Origin of the sequence: Phytoactinopolyspora alkaliphila (assembly GCF_010550695.1) — a bacterium.
Lineage (GTDB): Bacteria > Actinomycetota > Actinomycetes > Jiangellales > Jiangellaceae > Phytoactinopolyspora > Phytoactinopolyspora alkaliphila.
Genome location: NZ_JAAGOB010000012.1, coordinates 21054 through 39569, shown reverse-complemented (window position 1 = coordinate 39569; position 18516 = coordinate 21054). Strand labels below are relative to the sequence as shown.

Below are 18516 nucleotides of genomic sequence, written 5' to 3'. Positions count from 1 at the left end.
CCTGTGGCCTGCAAGGGCCTGTGGCCTCCGAGGGCCGACGACGGTCGCGTTCACCGTGACGTGACGAACTCGATGGCCGCTTCGGCCAGCGCCAGCACGTCACCCTGCTCGACGTCGGCGACCTCAATCGATCCACCTGTGATGTACAGGCCCTCAGCGTGGAACTGGAACATGGTGGCGGTGACCTTGCGCTCGCCCGAGTCCAGGACGTAGCCGTCCACGCCGGCGATCGTCACCGGTTCCGCACCTTCCACATCGGCCAGGTCGGTGCCGTAGATCCGCTGCGAGAAGCTCACTTCGACACTGGCGATGGTGTTGCCCGAGTCCCGCCAGTCGCAGGTGAGAATCGCAAGCTGGTCCCCGGGCGGCATCTCGACGTGCTCGTAGTCCGCGGTGATGCGCTCTCCCACCGCGACCACTTCCTCGGGGCACCTGGCCGGCACCTCGCCGACTACGCCCGGGCTCGGTGTCACGCCGGCTGCCGCACCAGCCTCGCCGGACTCCTCGCCGTCCTGACCACTCTCGTCGCCGCGGCCGTCGTCCGAGGTCTCGTCGTCCGAGGTCTCGTCGTCCGTGCCACCTTCGGCGCTCTCGTCTCCCCCACCGTCGTCGCCTTGGGCGGTCTCGGAGCCGGGAGCACCGGTGTCCGGGGACTGCGGCGCTCCGCCGGCAGAGGTCTCGCTACCTTCGCCCACACCGGGGCCGGCAGGCTCCTCGTCGCCACAGCCCCCGACGAGCAGGACGAGCGTGAAGAATGCTGCCGGCAGAGCGGCGGGCCGACGTCGCGGATGATGCATACCGCCCACGATACAAACCCGGCCTACCGGCGACTCGCCGCTAGCGGCTGAGTGAAACGACGGCGCTGGTTCGAGGCCGACGACACCTCGTGGAGCCGCAGGTGGGCACCTTCAGCCGGCCTGCAAAGCGAACTGAGTCCGATACAGCTCGGCGTAGGTGCCGCCGGCATGCAGCAGCTCGTCGTGCGTGCCCCGCTCGACGATGCGGCCCGCGACCACGACGAGGATCATGTCGGCATCACGCACGGTGGACAGCCGGTGGGCGATGACCAGCGACGTCCGGCCTACCAGGGCCGTCTTCAGCGCTCGCTGGACGGCTGCCTCCGACTCCGAGTCCAGGTGCGCCGTCGCCTCGTCCAGTACCACCACTCGAGGTGCCTTCAGCAACAGCCTGGCGATGGCCAGGCGCTGCTTCTCCCCGCCGGACAGGCGGTAACCCCGGTCCCCCACCACGGTGTCCAGGCCGTCGGGCAAGGCGGCGATCAGCTCCCCGATCTGTGCCGCGGACACGGCGGCGAGAAGCTCGTCGTCGCTGGCGTCCGGACGGGCGTAGGCAAGGTTATAACGGATGCTGTCGTGGAACATGTGCGCGTCCTGGGTCACGACACCCACGGCGTCGTGCAGCGACTCGAGTGTCACCTGCCGGACGTCGCGGCCCCCGACCCTGACCACACCTCGGTCCGGGTCATACAGGCGGCCCACGAGCTGGGTGATGGTCGTCTTACCGGCTCCGGAAGGACCGACCAGCGCAACCATCTGCCCGGGATCGACCCGGAAGGAGACGTCGTGCAGCACCTCCTCGCCCGTCCCGTTGCTGGCCGGCCGGGCCACGGCTTCCAGAGATGCCAGCGACACCTCGCCGGGCGACGGATACCGGAAGCTCACGTCGTCGAACTCGATCGACAGCGCGGGCGCGGAAGAGTCCAGCGGCGCCGGCTGCCTGGCTACCAGCACAGTCGCACCGGGGAGATCCCTGACCATGGGTTCGAGGTCGAGCACCTCGAACACGCGCTCGAAGCTCACTAGCGCCGTCATGACATCCACCTGCACGTTCGACAATGCCGTCAGCGGGCCGTACAGCCGGGTCAGCAAGGCGGCGAGAGCCACGAGGGTGCCGACCTGCAGCGTGCCGTCGATGGCGAGCCAGCCACCCACTCCGTACACCACCGCCGTGGCGAGCGACGCCAGGAACGTCAGCCCCACAAAGAAGTACCGCGCGTACAACGCCTGGACGATGCCGATATCGCGCACTCGGGCGGCATCCTGGCTGAACGTCTCCGTCTCGCGCTCATAGCGTCCGAAGATCTTCACCAGCAGCGCGCCCGCGACATTGAACCGCTCCGTCATCGTCTGACTCATCGCGGCATTGAGCTGCATCGACTCACGAGAGATGTCGGCAAGCCTCCGGCCGATCAGCTTGGCCGGAAGCAGGAACAGCGGCACCAGCACCAGCACCACCAGAGTTATCTGCCATGACAAAATCAGCATGGCTCCGAGAGCCAGCACGAGCGTCACGGCGTTGCTGACCACCTGGGACAGTGTCCCCGTGAACGCCTGCTGGGCGCCCACCACGTCGGAGTTCAGCCGCGAGACCAGCGATCCCGTCTGGGTGCGGGTGAAGAAGGCGACGGGCTGGCGCTGGACGTGGTCGAAGACCTGGCGGCGTAGATCGAAGATGAGACCTTCCCCCACCCGCGCCGACATCCACCGGCCCAGAAGGTTGAGCCCGGCGTCGAGCAGGGCAAGCCCCGCCACCGCCAAGGCTCCCCAGACGACGATGTCACGGCGTTGCGGGACGACCCCGGAGTCGATGACCAGCTTGAGCAGCAGCGGGACGGCAGCGGCGCTTGCCGCCGAGGCCACCGTCGTCACCAGGAAGACCGCGATCTGCCGCCGGTACGGCCCGGCGAACCGCAGGATGCGCTTGGTGGTTCCACGGGTGAGCCTGCGCTCGGTCACACTCCGGTCCCGTGAAAAGGAACGGGAAGCCATCCACGCGCCACCCATCGACACCCGCACCGACCTCCGTCCGTAGCCTTGCCTCTGCCCTTGACATCAGATGTGTCAGGCCAAGACAACACCAGGACCGGCAGGTTTCTTCCAGCACGCCGTCAGCGCCCGATTCTGCCGTTCCGTTCCTTTAAGAAATGATCTTGGCCTTTCCAGGACTCTCACCGTCAGTGGAACAAGAACCGGAAAGGCCAAGATCATTTTCGGCTACGCGAGCTTCGTGAAAGTGGTCACGACTTCTTCCGGGCTTTGCCGCGGGTAGCGCCGCCGCGCCCGCGCAACGTCACACCTGACTCGGAAAGCAGGCGATGGACGAAGCCGTAGGAACGCCCGGTCTCGGACGCCAGTTCCCGGATACTCCTGCCACTTTCATACTGCTTCTTCAGATCAGTGGAGAGCTGGTCACGCTGTCCTCCGCTGATCCGCGCGCCCTTTACCAACTTGTCGGCCACGCGTCCTCCCCGTTTTCGTAGTCCTCCATGACAGAGGACCATGATCCGTCCCATTACTGTTTTTCGCCACCCGAACGCAAGATCAATCCCACATGATGGCTCGGATATCGCGCTCGAGTGCACCTTTAGGCTAACGCGACAAGGTCCGAATACTCTGCATTCCAGAGATCTTCGACGCCGTCCGGAAGCAATAGGACTCGTTCAGGAGACAGCGCGTCGACCGCACCTTCATCATGGGTGACCAGCACAATCGCGCCCGCGAATGACCTCAGCGCGCCCAATACCTCTTCCCGCGACGCCGGATCGAGGTTGTTGGTCGGCTCGTCGAGCAGCAAGACGTTGGCACTGGATACGACCAGTGAGGCCAGAGCCAGTCTGGTCTTCTCCCCGCCGGAGAGCACCGCGGCCGGTTTGTCGACCGCGTCGCCGGAGAACAAGAACGACCCCAGCACGCGCCGCGCCTCCACGTCGGGCAGGTCGGGGGCAGCGGCGCGCATGTTCTCGAGCACGGTGCGCGATGTGTCCAAGGTCTCATGTTCCTGGGCGTAGTAGCCCAGCCGCAGCCCGTGTCCCGGCTCCACAATTCCGGTGTCCGGCTTCTCGGCTCCGCCGAGGATTCGGAGCAGGGTGGTCTTTCCCGCTCCGTTCAGGCCGAGCACCACGACTCTGCTGCCGCGGTCGATGGCGAGGTCGACGTCGGTGAATACCTCAAGCGAGCCGTACGACTTCGACAGCCCGCGCGCCGTCAGCGGTGTCTTGCCGCAGGGTGCCGGATCCGGGAACCGCAATTTGGCGACCTTCTCCGAGCGTCGCTGTTCCTCCAGCCCGGCGAGCAGCCGCTGAGCCCGGCGATCCATGTTCTGCGCCGCAACCGCCTTCGTGGCCTTATACCGCATCCGGTCGGCCTGGGCCTTCAGCACGCTGGCCTTCTTCTCGGCGTTGGTACGCTCCCGGCGTCGTCGCCGCTCGTCGCTCTCGCGCTGCTGAAGATAGGTGGACCAGCCCACGTTGTAGACATCGAGTTCGGCTCGCGTGGCATCGAGGTGGAAGACGCGGTTGACGGTCTTGTCCAGCAACGCGACGTCGTGGCTGATGACCACCAACCCGCCTTTGTATGCACGCAGGAAGTCACGCAGCCACATGATCGAGTCGGCGTCGAGGTGGTTGGTCGGCTCGTCCAGCAACATGGTGCCGGCGTCGGAGAACAAGATCCGGGCAAGCTCGATGCGCCGGCGCTGTCCACCGGAAAGGGTGCGCAAAGGCTGAGTCAGGACGCGTTCGTCCAGGCCGAGACTGGCGGCGATGGTCGCGGCCTCGCTCTCCGACGCGTAACCGCCCAGCGCGAGGAACTCCGACTCAAGCCGGCTGTACCGGCGCATGCCCCGCTCGTGCTCTGCGGTGTTCTCCGAGGCAATCTGCTCCTCGGCGCGACGCAACTGCGCGGTGATCACATCGAGCCCCCGTGCGCCGAGGATCCGGTCCCGGGCCAGCACGTCCGGGTCGCCCGTCCGGGGATCCTGCGGCAGGTACCCCACCTCGCCGGATCGGCTGACGCTGCCACCGAACGGTTGCCCCTCACCCGCGAGAATCCGGGTGAGCGTCGTCTTGCCCGCGCCGTTTCGTCCGACAAGCCCGATCTTGTCCCCGGGCGCGATCCTGAATGTGGCCCCGGCGAGCAGGATCTGCGCCCCGGCACGTACTTCTACCTCATGGGCGGTGAGCATCGTTCAGTGGTCTCCGTCGCGTCGCGATATGGGCATGGCGCCAGGCGACCGTTTAGCCGATCCAGCCTGGGTTCTCTTGCGTATTGATCGTGGACCGTGTTCGTCCGCCATTGAAGACGAGGACGGCGCGGACCGATACCGATTCTCGTCCCTGCTCCGGCACGCGTCCCCGAGTCCGCCGCAGGTGTCAAAACCCCGTTAGTTTACATTTGTCGCCGTGATCGAGGTTCAAGGCGTCTGCCACGCATTCGGGGAGCGGCGCGTCCTTGATCACCTGGATCTCACCCTGACCGAGCGAAGAATCGGCGTCATCGGCGCCAACGGCTCGGGAAAGTCCACGTTCGCCCGGCTGCTCAACGGCCTCGTCATTCCCACGGAGGGTCGCGTCCGGGTAGGCGGGCTGGACACCCGGACCGATGGTGCACGAGTGCGCAGGCGAGTCGGATTCGTCTTCACCGACCCGGACGCCCAGATCGTCATGCCCACCGTCGCCGAGGACGTGGCGTTCAGCCTGCGCCGGCGGAGGCTGGCCAAGCCCGACGCCGCCCGGATCGTCGCCGAGCACCTCGCGGCCTTCGGGCTCGACGGCCACGCCGACCATCCCGCGCATCTGCTGTCCGGTGGCCAGAAGCAGCTGCTGGCCCTGTGCTCGGTGCTCGTCACCGCGCCGGAGATCCTGGTGTGCGACGAGCCCACCACGCTGCTCGACCTGCGCAACGCGCGCCGGATCGCCGATCTGCTGGCGTCCGTGCCCCAGCAGGTGGTGCTCGTCACACATGATTTGGACGCCGTCCTGGGGTCCGACCGCGTGCTCGTGTTCCACGAAGGTGCGATCGCCTTCGACGGCGAACCGGCGGCCGCCGTCGACCACTACCGCACCCTCGCCGGCTAACACCTCTTTCGTCGGTACCGGTGGGCTCAGAGGTCGGCGGGGTCGATCTGGATGCGCACCGGCTCACCGGAACGGCGCGCGGAACGCACTCCGGCTGCGCCCCGCAGCGCTGCGGCCAGGGATGTTCCCGAGGACCGAGGCACCCGCACCAGTGCCTGCGCCGTATCTCCGTCCTGGTCCGGCCCGGCGATCTGCGCACCCGCCGGCAGCTCGGCCAGCCGCAGGAGTTCGTCGATGTCACCCCTCGCTCCCCGCAGCTGGGCCACCCGGGCCGCCGGTGGGAAATGCAGCTGAGCGCGCTCGGCGAGTTCCCTGGCCGCGAAGCCGGCCGGATCCCAGCGCACCAGTGCCTGCACCGCAGGAACGCCAGGATCTGCGACGACGACGATCTCCCCGCCTCCGGGCCGTGACCTCACGAGCGCGGCCGCGCGCAGCCACCGGCGCAGGGCCTCTTCCGCGGCCCGCAGGCTCTGCCGGTTCAGCATCGACGTGCCGTCCAGCAGCAGCGCACTCGCGTAACCTCCGGTGACCTCCGGCTCCGCCCCATGGGTAGCGACCACCAGCCGCGGCTCGGGACCGAGAGTGTCGGTCACCGCCTCGGCGCCCGACTGCCAGACCTGGACACCGGGGAATGCCCGGCCGAGTTCCTCCACCGTGCGGCGCAGCCCGACCACTGCGGCCCGCAGCCGGCCATGCCCGCATTCCGTGCATTGCCAGGACGGTGCGGGCGTCGAGCATCGCTCGCACGTCGGCGCGCCGCCGTGCTCACTGAGCCGCAGACCGCCCGGACACCGCGAGCAGCGCGCGGGCGTCCGGCACCGCGCACACGCCAGAGCCGGCACGTATCCGGCCCGGGCCACCTGAACGAGAACCGGGCCGCGCTGCAATCCGGAGCGGGCGACGCGCCACGCCAGCGACGGCAGCCTGGCGCTGCGTGCCGCTTGATCGCGATGCTGCTCATACTCGTCGCCGACGGTGTGGATCTGGGGCGCACGAGCACGCACCGCGCTGCGCTCCGGTTCCACGGCGCGCGCCCATCCTGTTTCCACGAGCTGCTGCGCCTCGGCGGTCCGCGCATGCGCTCCCACGACCGCCGCCGCACCGGCCAGATGGGCCCGCAGCAGCAGCACCTCGCGGGTGTGGGGGTACGGCGCGCGGGGCTCGGCGAACAGGTCGTCGCCGTCGTCCCAGATCGCCACCAGGCCGAGATTCGCGACCGGCGCGAATGCCGCCGAACGGGTGCCGACAACGGCGCGGACCGATCCACGCAAGGCCCGAAGCCAGCGCCTGTACCGTTCAGCCAGGCCGGCGTCGGCCTCCAAGGCTATGTGCCGCCCCTCCCCCATGACATCCCGTAGGGCCGTGTCCAGACGGGCGACGTCGCGTGCGTCGGGGACCACCACCACCGCCCCGCGGCCACCTGAGACCGTGGTGGCGACGAGCCTGGCGAGCAGGTCCGGCCACGCGGCCGCAGGCCCGGGGTTCCACACCGCTCGCGGGGGTCGCGCGCCAGCTCGGGCATCGGCCAGCGCGTCCAGCAATGCCGTGCCATGGCGGTGGTCCGCCCATCCACCCGGGGCGGGGCGCGACGGAGCCGGGGTGGGCGCCGGGCTCGGCTCCTTCTCGGTCCTCGCGTGCCGGGGAGGCACCGCCAGGCGCAGCACGTCGGCCACGGTACCGGCGTACCGGTCGGCGACGGCTCGCGCCAGCTGCGCCACCTGAGGAGTCAGTACCGGTTCCGGGGACACGAGGCGCCGCAACGGGGACAGCCGCCCCGTGTGCTCGCTGCTGTCCGTGCGTTCCACAATGAAGCCGTCATGATCGGCGCCGGCGAATCTCACCCGTACCCGCGCGCCCGGAACGGCGCCATCGGCCATGGACGCGGGAACCAGGTAGTCGAACGGCCGGTCAAGGTGCGCCAGCCCAATGTCGACCAGCACACGCGCCACCGGAGCGTCCTCCGCCATGGACTGCTTCTTCGGTGCCTTGCGTTTCGGTGCGGGCGCACCCGTCAGCGCCAGCTGGCCGGCGCTGTCGGATTCACGATCATCCTCACCCACAGCGTCGTTTCTATCTCATCCGCCGACGGCATCCTTGAGCGCCTCGGTGCGGTCGGTCCGCTCCCACGTGAACGCCGGCAGCTCTCGGCCGAAATGGCCGTACGCCGCCGTCTGCCGGTAGATGGGCCGCAGCAGATCCAGATCGCGGATGATGGCCGCCGGACGCAAATCGAAGACGTCGGCCACGGCGCGTTCGATCTGCGAGACCGGGAGCGCTTCGGTGCCGAAGCACTCCACGAACAGGCCCACAGGTTCGGCCTTGCCGATCGCGTAGGCGACCTGGATCTCGCACCGGGTGGCCAGTCCCGCGGCTACCACGTTCTTCGCCACGCACCGCATCGCGTAGGCGGCGGAGCGGTCTACCTTGGACGGGTCCTTGCCGCTGAAAGCGCCGCCGCCGTGGCGCGCCATGCCGCCGTACGTGTCGATGATGATCTTCCGTCCGGTGAGTCCGGCGTCGCCCATCGGGCCGCCGATCTCGAAGCGCCCGGTGGGGTTCACCAGGAGCCGATGCCCGTCCGACGGCAGCGAGAACTGCTCCAGGACCGGAGCTACCACGTATGCGATGAGGTCCGGAGTGAGGAGGTTGACCAGATCCACGTTGGAGGCGTGCTGGGTGGATATCACGATCGTGTCGACGCGTGCCGGGCGATCGCCGTCATACTCGATGGTGACCTGGGTCTTGCCGTCCGGGCGCAGATACGGCACGGCACCGCTCTTGCGGGCGTGGCTGAGCTGCTGCGCGAGCCGATGGGCGAGGCTGATGGGCAGCGGCATCAGTTCCGGTGTCTCGTCGCATGCGTAGCCGAACATCAGACCCTGGTCGCCCGCACCCTGCCGGTCGAGCGGATCGTCGTCGCCCTCTACCCGGGACTCGTACGCCGTGTCGACACCTTGCGCGATGTCGGCCGACTGCGCGCCGATGGCGATGTTGACCCCGCACGACGCCCCGTCGAAACCCTTGGCGGAGGAGTCGTAGCCGATGTCGAGGATCGTGTCCCGCACGATGGCGGGAATGTCCGCATACGTGCTGGTGGTGACCTCACCGGCGACGTGTACTTGTCCGGTGGTCACCATCGTCTCCACGGCCACCCGGCTCGCGGGATCGTCGGCCAGCATGGCATCCAGCACGGCGTCGCTGATCTGATCGCAGATCTTGTCCGGATGCCCCTCGGTCACGGACTCGGACGTGAATAGCCGCAGCGTCATCTTTCCTCCCGGCGACGTGGGATCTCAACTATGGCGCGATCCCAGCCGCTGCGCCACCAGATCCACAATGACATGGGCCAGCTCGGATTTGGGCCCGTGGGGCACCTCCGTGGCAGAGCCGTCGCGGTCGAGGATCACCGCCTGGTTCTCTTCGGACTCGAACCCGCGGTCAGCCCCGACCTCGTTGACGACGAGCAGGTCGCAGCCCTTCGCCGCCAGCTTGGCCCGGCCATGATCGAGCACGCCGCCAGAAGCGTCGCCGGTCTCGGCCGCGAACCCCACGACCACCTGATGCTGCGAGCTTCGCTCGGCCGACAGCTCGGCCAGGATGTCGCGGGTGCGCTCCAGCTGAATCGACGGAGCGTCCATGCTCTCCGCCGTCTTCTTGATCTTCGATTCCTGGTACTGCCGAGGCCGGAAATCCGCCACTGCCGCCGCCATCACCACGGCGTCGGCATCGGCCGCGGCCTTGAGCACCACCTCGCGAAGCTGTTCCGCCGATACCACGCGGATCACATCCGCACCGGCGACGTCCGGCAAGGCGACATTGGCTGCGACGACGGTAACCCGTGCCCCGCGACTGACCGCTGCCTGAGCGACCGCGTAGCCCTGTCTCCCGGACGAGCGGTTGCCGATGAATCGCACTGGATCGATGTGCTCACGCGTCCCCCCGGCGGACACCACCAGATGCGTGCCGGCAAGGTCGGCACCCGTACGGTGCGAGCGCAGAACCCCACGCATCACCTCGACGATGGCCGCCGGCTCGGGCAACCGGCCCTTGCCCGAGTCGGCCCCGGTCAACCGGCCGGCGGCAGGCTCGATCACCACGGCACCACGAGCACGCAACGTGGATACATTGGCCGCCGTGGCCGGGTGCTCCCACATCTCTGTATGCATCGCGGGTGCATACACGACCGGGCATCGCGCTGTGAGCAGTGTGGAGGTGAGAAGGTCGTCGGCCCGGCCGCCGGCGGCGCGCGCCAGCAGATCGGCGGTGGCGGGAACGACGAGCACCACATCAGCCGACTGGCCGAGTGCCACGTGCGGCACCTCGTGCACATCCTCGAAGACGCTGGTGGCCACGGGCTGGCCAGACAGCGCCGCCCACGTGGGCGCACCCACGAAACGCAGCGCCGCCTCCGTGGGGATCACACGGACGTCGTGACCGGCCTCGGTCAGCTGCCGCAGCACCTCACAGGCCTTGTACGCGGCGATACCGCCGCTGACCCCTAAGAGCACCCGGAGCCGGCCTCCGCCGGACTCGGGCGCTCCTGGGCTCATTCCTGGTCGGACGGGCCGGCGGCCGCGATGTCAGCTGCCGTCACATCGGCGGCCGTGACCTCACGGACGTCGGACTCCGCCGCCAGCTCTGCCGGGTCGATCTCCTCAGCGGTCAGGAGGCCGGCATCGATCTCGCGCAGCGCGATCGACAGCGGCTTCTCCTGAACGCGGGTCTCGACCAGCGGACCGACATACTCGAGGAGTCCTTCGCCCAGCTGCGAGTAGTAGGCGTTGATCTGGCGTGCCCGCTTGGCAGCGTAGATCACCAGACCGTACTTGGAATCGGTCTTGGAGAGGAGCTCATCGATAGGCGGGTTGGTGATGCCCTCCATGGCTCCATGGGGTCCAGACACGCTAATGCCTCCGGGCAGGATTGGGGGATGAACCCAGTAATGCTACCAATTCCTGGCACACACTGGCCACATCCGTGTTGACGAGCGTCATGTCGAACTCGGCCTCGGCCGCGAGCTCCTCGCGCGCGGTCTGCAGCCGCCGGTTCCGTTCCTCGTCCGACTCGGTGCCCCGGCCGACGAGCCGCCGGACGAGTTCCTCCCAGCTCGGTGGGGCGAGAAAGACGAACAAGGCTTCGGGCATGGTGGCGCGAATCTGGCGGGCCCCTTGGAGATCCACCTCGATCAGCACCGACCGGCCCTCGGACCTGGCCTGCTCGACGGCCGCCCGCGGCGTGCCGTATTTCGCCGCCTTGTGCACGACTGCCCACTCGAGGAACTCGCCCTGCTCGATCTTGCGGTCGAACGTGGCGTCGTCCACGAAGAAGTACGGGGAGCCGTCCACCTCACCAGGCCGCATCGGCCGGGTGGTGACGGTAGGAGCGATGGTCAGCTCGGGATGCTCCGCGCGGAGCCGTCGCATGACCGTTGTCTTGCCAACCGCCGACGGCCCTGAGAGAACGATCACTCTCTTGCCGCCCAGGGCCGCCGAAGGTTGTGGCAAGCCCAGGCTCAACCGCTGAAACGCTCGATGAGCGCAGCCTGCTGGTTGGCACCCAGGCCGCGCACACGACGCGTTTCGGCGATGCCGATCTCTTCCATGATCTGCTTCGCGCGGACCTTGCCCACGCCGGGCAGCGACTCAAGAAGAGCCGACACCTTCATCTTGCCGATAACCTCGTTGGATTCGCCCTCTTTCAGGACATCGCTGAGCTTGGCACCGGCATTCTTGAGCCGGTTCTTGACCTCCGCCCGCTCCCGGCGGGCCTGGGCAGCCTTCTCGAGAGCGGCCGCGCGCTGTTCTGGAGTCAAGTTTGGGAGCGCCACGAGCGGGTCACCTCTGTTGTGTCGAATCGGACGGACTTTGCTGAACAACTGGAACCTAGCGGCTGAACCACCAGGTCAGCAACGTGGTCCACGGTACCCCTACTCACCCCGGCTGCACGCACCGACACACAATTTTCTTGTCACGTGTCGCGTCATAAGACACCCGACTGGCCGACCTACTCGATCAACATCTCGTTGACCTGGGCCTTTAATGCAAACGTGCTGGCCCGCAGCTCGGCACCGTCCGGTCCGGCCCGAAGAACTTCGCGCGACACGGACGGCATCACCAGGGGCAGAGCCGCCCCGAAAATGCGAGGGAGATCGCTCACGGCCGCACCCTGAGCCCCGATTCCCGGCGCCAGCAGGGGGCCGTTGATGAGCAGATCGCCCTGCGCGATACCCAGGGAACCCAGCCCGCCGAGGGTGGCCCCGACGACGCAGCCGACGCTGCCCAGCGGCTCGATGCCGGCGTTCTCGACCGCCGCCTGCGCCAGCATGCTCACGGCCACGTTCCGGCCGTCGGACGTGCGCGCCTCCTGCACAGCACCGCCTTCCGGATTGGAGGTACGGGCGAGGACGAACACGCCGTTGCCGTGTGCGGCCGCCGCGTCGAGCAACGGCCGCAGCGAGCCGAAGCCCAGGTACGGCGATGCCGTCACCGCATCGGAGCACAGCGGCGACGCCGGGTCCACGTAGGCGTCGGCGTAGGCCTGCACGGTCGAGCCGATGTCGCCGCGCTTGGCGTCCATCAGCACCAGTGCACCCTGCTCGCGGGCAGCCGCGACCAGCCGCTCCAGCACGGCGATGCCCGCCGAGCCGTGCCGTTCGAAGAACGCCGACTGTGGCTTGAGCACGGCCACCTCGGAGGCGATGGCCGTGACCACCGTCCGGCAGAACCGCTCCAGGCCGTCCGCCGTGTCGGGCAGGCCCCACGCCGACAGCAGGCTCGGGTGCGGGTCGACACCGACGCACAGCGGCCCCCGCTCCCCCATCAGGTTGTGCAACCGCGCGCCGAACGTCATGATGCCCGCTCCTTCTCCGTTGCGTCCTGCAGTGTGAGGGTCACGGAGCACGCTCTGCAGGACGCAACGTAACGCCGTGCGCGAGAAGACCGGCGAGTTCGCGATGCACACGCGACGGCCACGATGCACCGCCGTAGATGAACGCGGTATACGCCTGGACCAAGTCGGCTCCGGCCTGCAACCGCTCGTACACGTCCCGCGCGTCGGATACCCCGCCCACCGAGATCAGGGCGACGTCCGGCGTGTCACCAGGTCCGCGGGTCTGGTCGTCACCGGAGGTGCCGATGTCGGCGAGCCGGCTGCTCAGCAGCTTCAGCACCTCGAGGGCGCGAGCCGCCAGGGGCGCCCCCGACAGTCCACCCGCGCCTACGCGGTCGATGTCGCCGGGTGCCGAGGACAGACCCGCGCGGGAGACGGTGGTGTTGGTGGCGATGATGCCGTCCAGTCGCAACTCCAGTGCGAGGTCCGCGACCGCGAGCACGTCGTCGTCGCTGAGATCCGGCGCGATCTTCACCACCAGCGGCACACGCCGGTCCGTGACAGCGTCGGCCTGCGCACGAACCGCGGTCAGCAGCGGCCGGAGCTGGCTGACCGCCTGCAGGTCACGCAGGCCGGGTGTGTTCGGGGAGCTGACGTTGACCACGAGGTAATCCGCGTAAGGCGCGACCATCCGGGTGCTCGCCTCGTAGTCGGAGATCGCCTGGGCGTCGGGCACGGCCTTGGTCTTGCCGATGTTCACGCCGACGACGATCGGCAGGGAACCCCGGCGACGGCGCCGCGCGGCCAGCCTCGCGGCCACGGCAGCAGCGCCGTCGTTGTTGAAACCCATCCGGTTCACGATTGCCCGGTCGGCGAGCAGCCGGTGCAGCCGGGGCCGGGGATTTCCGGGCTGCGCGCGTCCGGTGACAGTTCCCACTTCGACGAAGCCAAAGCCGAGGGCGCCGAGGGCGTCGATGGCGATCGCGTTCTTGTCGAAGCCCGCTGCGAGCCCCAGGGGGCCTGGGAAGCGCAGCCCCATCGCCTCGACTGTGAGGGCTGGATCGGCGGGCGCCAGCCGTCGCCATCCGGCCCGCCGGGCACCGGGGAGCCGCGCCGCCACCCGCATCAGGCCGACCGCGAGATGATGCGCGCGTTCGGCGTCCAGGCGGGTCAGGACGCGTTCGAACAGCAGACCGTACGGTGTCACGCCCGGCTCGCCGCCCGGTCCTCAAGAGTGCCCCCGGCGATGAGCTCCGCCCAGGACTGCAGCGAGCGGACATCGATGACCCCGGCTAGCAGCGACTCGATGCCCTGCACCGCGGCCGCGAGCCCCTGCACCGTGGTGATGCAGGGGATGTTGCCCTGGATGGCGGCGGTTCGGATCTCGTAGCCGTCGGCGCGCGGGCTGCCGCCGGTGGTGGTGCCGCTGGGAGTGTTGATGATCAGGTCGACCTGGCCGTCGAGGATGCGCCCGATGATGGTGGGGGTGCCGTCCGGCTCGTGCCCGGCCCAGCGCTTGCGGACGATCTCCGCGTCCACGCCGTTGCGGCGCAGCACCTCCGCGGTGCCCGCGGTGGCGATGATGGTGAAACCGAGGTCCGCGAGGCGCTTGACCGGGAAGATCATGTGCCGTTTGTCCCGGTTGGCCAAGGACACGAAGACCGTGCCGGACGTCGGCAACGGCCCGAAGGCGGCCACCTGGGACTTCGCGAACGCGGTCCCGAAGAGCCGGTCGATCCCCATGACTTCGCCGGTGGAGCGCATCTCCGGGCCGAGCAGCGTGTCCACGGTCCGCCCGTCCGGGGCCCGGAACCGGTTGAACGGCATGACCGCTTCCTTCACCGCTACGGGCGCGTGAGCGGGCAGGTCGACGCAGTCGCCCTCGGCCGGCAGGAGTCCTTCCCCACGCAGATCCGCGATGGTGGCGCCGAGCATGACCCGCGCGGCGGCCTTCGCCATCGGCACGGCCGTGGCTTTGGAAACGAACGGGACCGTGCGCGAGGCACGGGGGTTGGCCTCCAGGACATACAGGACGTCCCCGGCCAGCGCATACTGGACGTTGAGAAGGCCGCGCACTCCGACGCCGTCCGCGATGGCCCGGGTGGACTCCCGGATGCGGATCAGCTCGTCCCGGCCGAGCGTGGTGGGAGGCAGCGCGCAGGCGGAGTCGCCGGAGTGGATGCCGGCCTCCTCGATGTGCTCCATGACGCCGCCCAGGTACAGCTCGTCGCCGTCGTACAGGGCGTCGACGTCGATCTCCACGGCGTCGTCGAGGAACCGGTCCACCAGCACCGGATGCTCCGGACTGGCTTCAGTGGCGCGGGAGATGTAGTCCGACAGCGATGCGTCGTCGTAGACGATCTCCATTCCGCGCCCGCCGAGGACGTACGACGGCCGGACCAGCACCGGGTAGCCGATGTCGGCGGCGATCAGGCGAGCCTCGTCGTAGGACGAGGCCATGCCGTGCTTCGGCGCGGGGAGGCCGGCGGCCTGCAGGACCCGGCCGAATGCGCCGCGCTCCTCTGCCAGGTCGATCGCGGCCGGCGACGTGCCCACGATCGGCACTCCGGTGGCGGCCAGGTCCCGAGCCAGCCCGAGCGGGGTCTGCCCGCCCAGCTGGACGACGACGCCCGCCACGGGGCCGGCCTGCTGCTCGGCGTGCACCACTTCGAGCACGTCTTCCAAGGTCAGCGGTTCGAAGTAGAGCCGGTCCGAGGTGTCGTAGTCCGTGGAGACCGTCTCCGGATTGCAGTTGACCATGACGGTCTCGTAGCCGGCCTCACTGAGCGCCATCGCCGCATGCACGCACGAGTAGTCGAACTCGATGCCTTGCCCGATCCGGTTGGGTCCGCTGCCTAGGATGATCACCGCGGGCTTCTCCCGGGACGCGACCTCGGTCTCCTCGTCGTACGACGAGTAGTGGTAGGGCGTCTTCGCGGCGAACTCGGCCGCGCAGGTGTCCACCGTCTTGAACACCGGCCGGATTCCCAGGGTCTCCCGGACACCGCGGATCACCTCCGGGCTGCTGCCACGCAGGGCCGCGATCTGCGCGTCCGAGAACCCGTGTCGCTTGGCCCGGCGCAGAATCTCCGGGGTGATGTGAGCGGTCGCGCCCACCTCCTCGGCCACCTCGGTGAGCAGCAGAAGCTGGTCCAGGAACCACGGGTCGATCCGGGTCGCCTCGTGTACGTGTTCCACGCTGTTCCCGGCCCGGAGCGCGCGAACCACGTCCCCCAGCCGGCCGTCGTAGGGCCGGGCGATGCGCCGCAGCAGTTCGTCGGGGTCGCCAGGATCGACGACGAAGTCGAAAGCGGCATCCTTCTTCTCCAGCGAGCGCATCGCCTTCTGCAACGCCTCGGTGAAGCTTCGCCCGATCGCCATCGCCTCGCCGACGCTCTTCATGTGCGTGGTAAGGGTCGTGTCCGCGGCCGGAAACTTCTCGAACGCGAACCGCGGAACCTTCACCACCACGTAGTCCAGCGTCGGTTCGAACGAGGCCGGGGTCTCTCCGGTGATGTCGTTCGGGATCTCGTCAAGCGTGTAGCCGAGTGCCACCTTCGCCGCGATCTTCGCGATGGGAAAGCCGGTGGCCTTCGACGCCAGGGCCGAGGAGCGCGACACCCGGGGGTTCATCTCGATGATGATCAACCGGCCGTCGGCGGGGTTCACCGCGAACTGGATGTTGCATCCGCCCGTGTCCACACCCACCGCGCGGATGACCTCGATCGCCTGGTCACGCATGATCTGGTACTCGCGGTCGGTCAGCGTCATCGCCGGCGCCACCGTGATGGAGTCGCCGGTGTGCACGCCCATCGGATCCACGTTCTCGATCGAGCACACGATCACGACGTTGTCCGCCTGATCGCGCATGACCTCCAGCTCATACTCCTTCCAGCCCAGGATCGACTCCTCCAGAAGCACCTCGGTGGTCGGGGACAGGGCCAGCCCGGAGCCGGCGATCCGGTGCAGGTCCTCCTCGTCGAAGGCCATCCCCGAACCGGCGCCACCCATGGTGAACGACGGACGCACGACGACCGGATATCCCAGCTCCTCCACGGCCTTCAGGCACTCGTCCATCGAGTGGCAAATGGCCGAGCGGGCGGTCTCGCCGCCGATCTCGTCGACGATCCGCTTGAACGACTCACGGTTCTCGCCCCGCTGGATCGCATCGATCGACGCACCGATCAGCTCGACCCCGTACCGCTCCAGGACACCCGCCTCGTGCAGCGCCATCGCGGCGTTCAGGGCCGTCTGCCCGCCGAGCGTCGCCAGAAGCGCGTCCGGGCGCTCCAGCGCGATGACCTTCTCCACGAACTCTGCCGTGATGGGCTCCACGTACGTCGCGTCGGCGATGTCGGGATCGGTCATGATCGTCGCGGGGTTGCTGTTCACCAGGATCACCCGCAGGCCCTCGGCCCTGAGCACCCGGCACGCCTGCGTCCCCGAATAGTCGAACTCACACGCCTGGCCGATGACGATCGGCCCGGAACCGATCACCAGAACGCTCGAAATATCAGTTCTGCGCGGCATCAGCCATCCCCCTGCGTCCGCTGGGTCACACTCATCAGTTCTACGAAGCGGTCGAACAGATACGCCGCGTCGTGCGGGCCTGCGGCGGCCTCGGGGTGGTACTGCACCGAGAACGCCTTGAGCTCACCGCCGGCGCCGCGCAGAGCAAGGCCCTCCACGACGTCGTCGTTGAGGCAGACATGGCTGACTTCGGCCCGGCCGTACGGGGTGTCGGTGGCGCGGTCGAGTGGCGCGTCCACCGCGAAGCCGTGATTGTGCGCGGTGACCTCCACCTTCCCGGTACCGCGGTCCTGAACAGGCTGATTGATGCCGCGATGGCCGTAGCCGAGCTTGTAGGTGCCGAACCCAAGAGCCCGCCCGAACACCTGGTTGCCGAAGCAGATGCCGAAGAACGGCAGGTCGTGCTCAAGCGCCGCACGCAGGACGTCCCGAGGGCCATCGGCTGTGGACGGGTCTCCAGGACCGTTCGAGAGGAACAGCCCGTCCGGCCGCACGGCGAGCACGTCGTCGGCGGTCGACGTCGCCGGCAGGACGTGGACCTCGATGCCCCGCTCGGCCATCCGCCGTGGTGTCATCGTCTTGATGCCCAGGTCAAGTGCAGCGACGGTGAACCGCCGCTCGCCCTCTGCCGGCACCACGTACGGCTCGGTGGTGGAGACGGCGGCGGCCAGGTCCGCGCCGAGCATCTGCGGACTGGCGAGCACTCGCTCTCGCAGAGCGTCGGCGTCGGCCTCGACACTGGAGATGCCGACCCGCATGGCGCCACGTTCACGCAGGTGGCGGGTGAGAGCCCGGGTGTCCACCCCGCTGATGCCCACCACGCCCTGTGCCGCGAGCTCCGCTTCGAGGCCGCGAGTGGCACGCCACGACGACGCACGTCGGGCCGGGTCGCGGACCACGTAGCCCGCCACCCAGATCTGCCTGGACTCGGGATCGTCGTCATTCACCCCGGTGTTGCCGATGTGCGGCGCTGTCTGCACCACCACCTGCTGGTAGTACGACGGATCGGTCAGGGTCTCCTGGTAGCCGGTCATGCCGGTGGAGAACACAGCTTCGCCGAACGTCTCCCCCGCTGCGCCGTAGGACTCGCCGCGGAATACACGTCCGTCCTCCAGAACAAGTAGCGCTGGTGTGCGCGTCGTCATCAAAACTCTCCTCCAGCTCGCTTTGCAATGCGCACATCCACGCAACACGCCGCTCTGCGCACATCCACGCAACACGCCGCTCTGCGCACATCCACGCAACACGCCGCTCTGCGCACATCCATGCAACACGCCGCTCTG

General features: G+C 68.5%; 15 protein-coding genes. 1 reads left to right on the top strand and 14 read right to left on the bottom strand.

The genetic code is table 11. From position 1 onward, the window contains the following. Window positions 1-50: 50 nt before the first annotated feature. The 4 genes from G1H11_RS19660 to G1H11_RS19645 form a co-directional block, all read right to left on the bottom strand. Window positions 51-797, bottom strand: coding sequence for an ICP22 family protein (locus tag G1H11_RS19660; protein ID WP_163820305.1), 747 nt, complete (start codon window positions 795-797; stop codon window positions 51-53). Between the two features lie 111 nt (window positions 798-908). Next, window positions 909-2804: an ABC transporter transmembrane domain-containing protein gene (locus G1H11_RS19655; protein WP_163820409.1), complete on the bottom strand. Its 1896-nt coding sequence runs from the start codon at window positions 2802-2804 to the stop codon at window positions 909-911. 233 nt (window positions 2805-3037) lie between these two features. Then, window positions 3038-3259, bottom strand: coding sequence for a helix-turn-helix domain-containing protein (locus G1H11_RS19650; RefSeq protein ID WP_343074887.1), 222 nt, complete (start codon window positions 3257-3259; stop codon window positions 3038-3040). A 125-nt stretch (window positions 3260-3384) separates the two neighbouring features. Continuing rightward, complete coding sequence (locus tag G1H11_RS19645) at window positions 3385-4983, bottom strand: ABC-F family ATP-binding cassette domain-containing protein (RefSeq protein ID WP_163820303.1); 1599 nt, start codon at window positions 4981-4983, stop codon at window positions 3385-3387. A gap of 217 nt (window positions 4984-5200) precedes the next feature. On the opposite strand from G1H11_RS19645, the gene G1H11_RS19640 reads away from it, so the two are divergent. Beyond that, entirely contained in the window at window positions 5201-5875 is a 675-nt protein-coding gene (locus G1H11_RS19640; RefSeq protein ID WP_163820302.1) for an ATP-binding cassette domain-containing protein, read from the top strand. Between the two features lie 26 nt (window positions 5876-5901). Here G1H11_RS19640 and G1H11_RS19635 read toward each other — a convergent pair whose 3' ends face one another. The 10 genes from G1H11_RS19635 to carA form a co-directional block, all read right to left on the bottom strand. Beyond that, the gene (locus G1H11_RS19635; protein WP_163820408.1) at window positions 5902-7842 is read right to left on the bottom strand and encodes a primosomal protein N'; all 1941 of its coding nucleotides are present in this window, start codon (window positions 7840-7842) and stop codon (window positions 5902-5904) included. Between the two features lie 108 nt (window positions 7843-7950). Further along, window positions 7951-9144 (bottom strand): methionine adenosyltransferase, encoded by a 1194-nt coding sequence (metK, locus tag G1H11_RS19630; RefSeq protein WP_163820301.1) that lies wholly within the window; start codon window positions 9142-9144, stop codon window positions 7951-7953. Window positions 9145-9168: 24 nt separating this feature from the next. Next, a complete protein-coding gene (coaBC, locus tag G1H11_RS19625) occupies window positions 9169-10425 on the bottom strand; it encodes a bifunctional phosphopantothenoylcysteine decarboxylase/phosphopantothenate--cysteine ligase CoaBC (protein WP_163820300.1) in 1257 nt (418 codons plus the stop codon). Further along, window positions 10422-10757, bottom strand: coding sequence for a DNA-directed RNA polymerase subunit omega (gene rpoZ / locus G1H11_RS19620; RefSeq protein ID WP_163820407.1), 336 nt, complete (start codon window positions 10755-10757; stop codon window positions 10422-10424). The genes coaBC and rpoZ overlap by 4 nt, the downstream gene beginning before the upstream one ends. A gap of 22 nt (window positions 10758-10779) precedes the next feature. After that, window positions 10780-11343, bottom strand: a complete 564-nt coding sequence (gene gmk / locus G1H11_RS19615) for a guanylate kinase (protein ID WP_343074891.1) — start codon at window positions 11341-11343, stop codon at window positions 10780-10782. A gap of 44 nt (window positions 11344-11387) precedes the next feature. Continuing rightward, window positions 11388-11702 (bottom strand): integration host factor, actinobacterial type, encoded by a 315-nt coding sequence (gene mihF, locus G1H11_RS19610; RefSeq protein WP_163820299.1) that lies wholly within the window; start codon window positions 11700-11702, stop codon window positions 11388-11390. 176 nt (window positions 11703-11878) lie between these two features. Beyond that, complete coding sequence (pyrF, locus tag G1H11_RS19605; RefSeq protein ID WP_163820298.1) at window positions 11879-12724, bottom strand: orotidine-5'-phosphate decarboxylase; 846 nt, start codon at window positions 12722-12724, stop codon at window positions 11879-11881. 40 nt (window positions 12725-12764) lie between these two features. Continuing rightward, a complete protein-coding gene (locus G1H11_RS19600; protein WP_216843943.1) occupies window positions 12765-13910 on the bottom strand; it encodes a quinone-dependent dihydroorotate dehydrogenase in 1146 nt (381 codons plus the stop codon). After that, the gene (carB, locus tag G1H11_RS19595) at window positions 13907-17233 is read right to left on the bottom strand and encodes a carbamoyl-phosphate synthase large subunit (protein ID WP_163820297.1); all 3327 of its coding nucleotides are present in this window, start codon (window positions 17231-17233) and stop codon (window positions 13907-13909) included. Before carB ends, G1H11_RS19600 begins: the two co-directional genes overlap by 4 nt. Continuing rightward, complete coding sequence (gene carA / locus G1H11_RS19590) at window positions 17233-18378, bottom strand: glutamine-hydrolyzing carbamoyl-phosphate synthase small subunit (protein WP_163820296.1); 1146 nt, start codon at window positions 18376-18378, stop codon at window positions 17233-17235. Before carA ends, carB begins: the two co-directional genes overlap by 1 nt. Between the last annotated feature and the right edge of the window lie 138 nt (window positions 18379-18516).

Excerpts from the sequence above, each read along its gene's own strand:
- G1H11_RS19645 (WP_163820303.1), bottom strand. The coding sequence starts at position 4,983 with ATGCTCACCGCCCATGAGGTAGAAGTACGTGCCGGGGCGCAGATCCTG.
- coaBC (WP_163820300.1), bottom strand. The coding sequence starts at position 10,425 with ATGAGCCCAGGAGCGCCCGAGTCCGGCGGAGGCCGGCTCCGGGTGCTC.
- rpoZ (WP_163820407.1), bottom strand. The coding sequence starts at position 10,757 with ATGGAGGGCATCACCAACCCGCCTATCGATGAGCTCCTCTCCAAGACC.
- metK (WP_163820301.1), bottom strand. The coding sequence starts at position 9,144 with ATGACGCTGCGGCTATTCACGTCCGAGTCCGTGACCGAGGGGCATCCG.
- G1H11_RS19660 (WP_163820305.1), bottom strand. The coding sequence starts at position 797 with ATGCATCATCCGCGACGTCGGCCCGCCGCTCTGCCGGCAGCATTCTTC.
- carB (WP_163820297.1), bottom strand. The coding sequence starts at position 17,233 with ATGCCGCGCAGAACTGATATTTCGAGCGTTCTGGTGATCGGTTCCGGG.
- G1H11_RS19655 (WP_163820409.1), bottom strand. The coding sequence starts at position 2,804 with ATGGGTGGCGCGTGGATGGCTTCCCGTTCCTTTTCACGGGACCGGAGT.
- carA (WP_163820296.1), bottom strand. The coding sequence starts at position 18,378 with ATGACGACGCGCACACCAGCGCTACTTGTTCTGGAGGACGGACGTGTA.
- G1H11_RS19635 (WP_163820408.1), bottom strand. The coding sequence starts at position 7,842 with ATGGCGGAGGACGCTCCGGTGGCGCGTGTGCTGGTCGACATTGGGCTG.
- pyrF (WP_163820298.1), bottom strand. The coding sequence starts at position 12,724 with ATGACGTTCGGCGCGCGGTTGCACAACCTGATGGGGGAGCGGGGGCCG.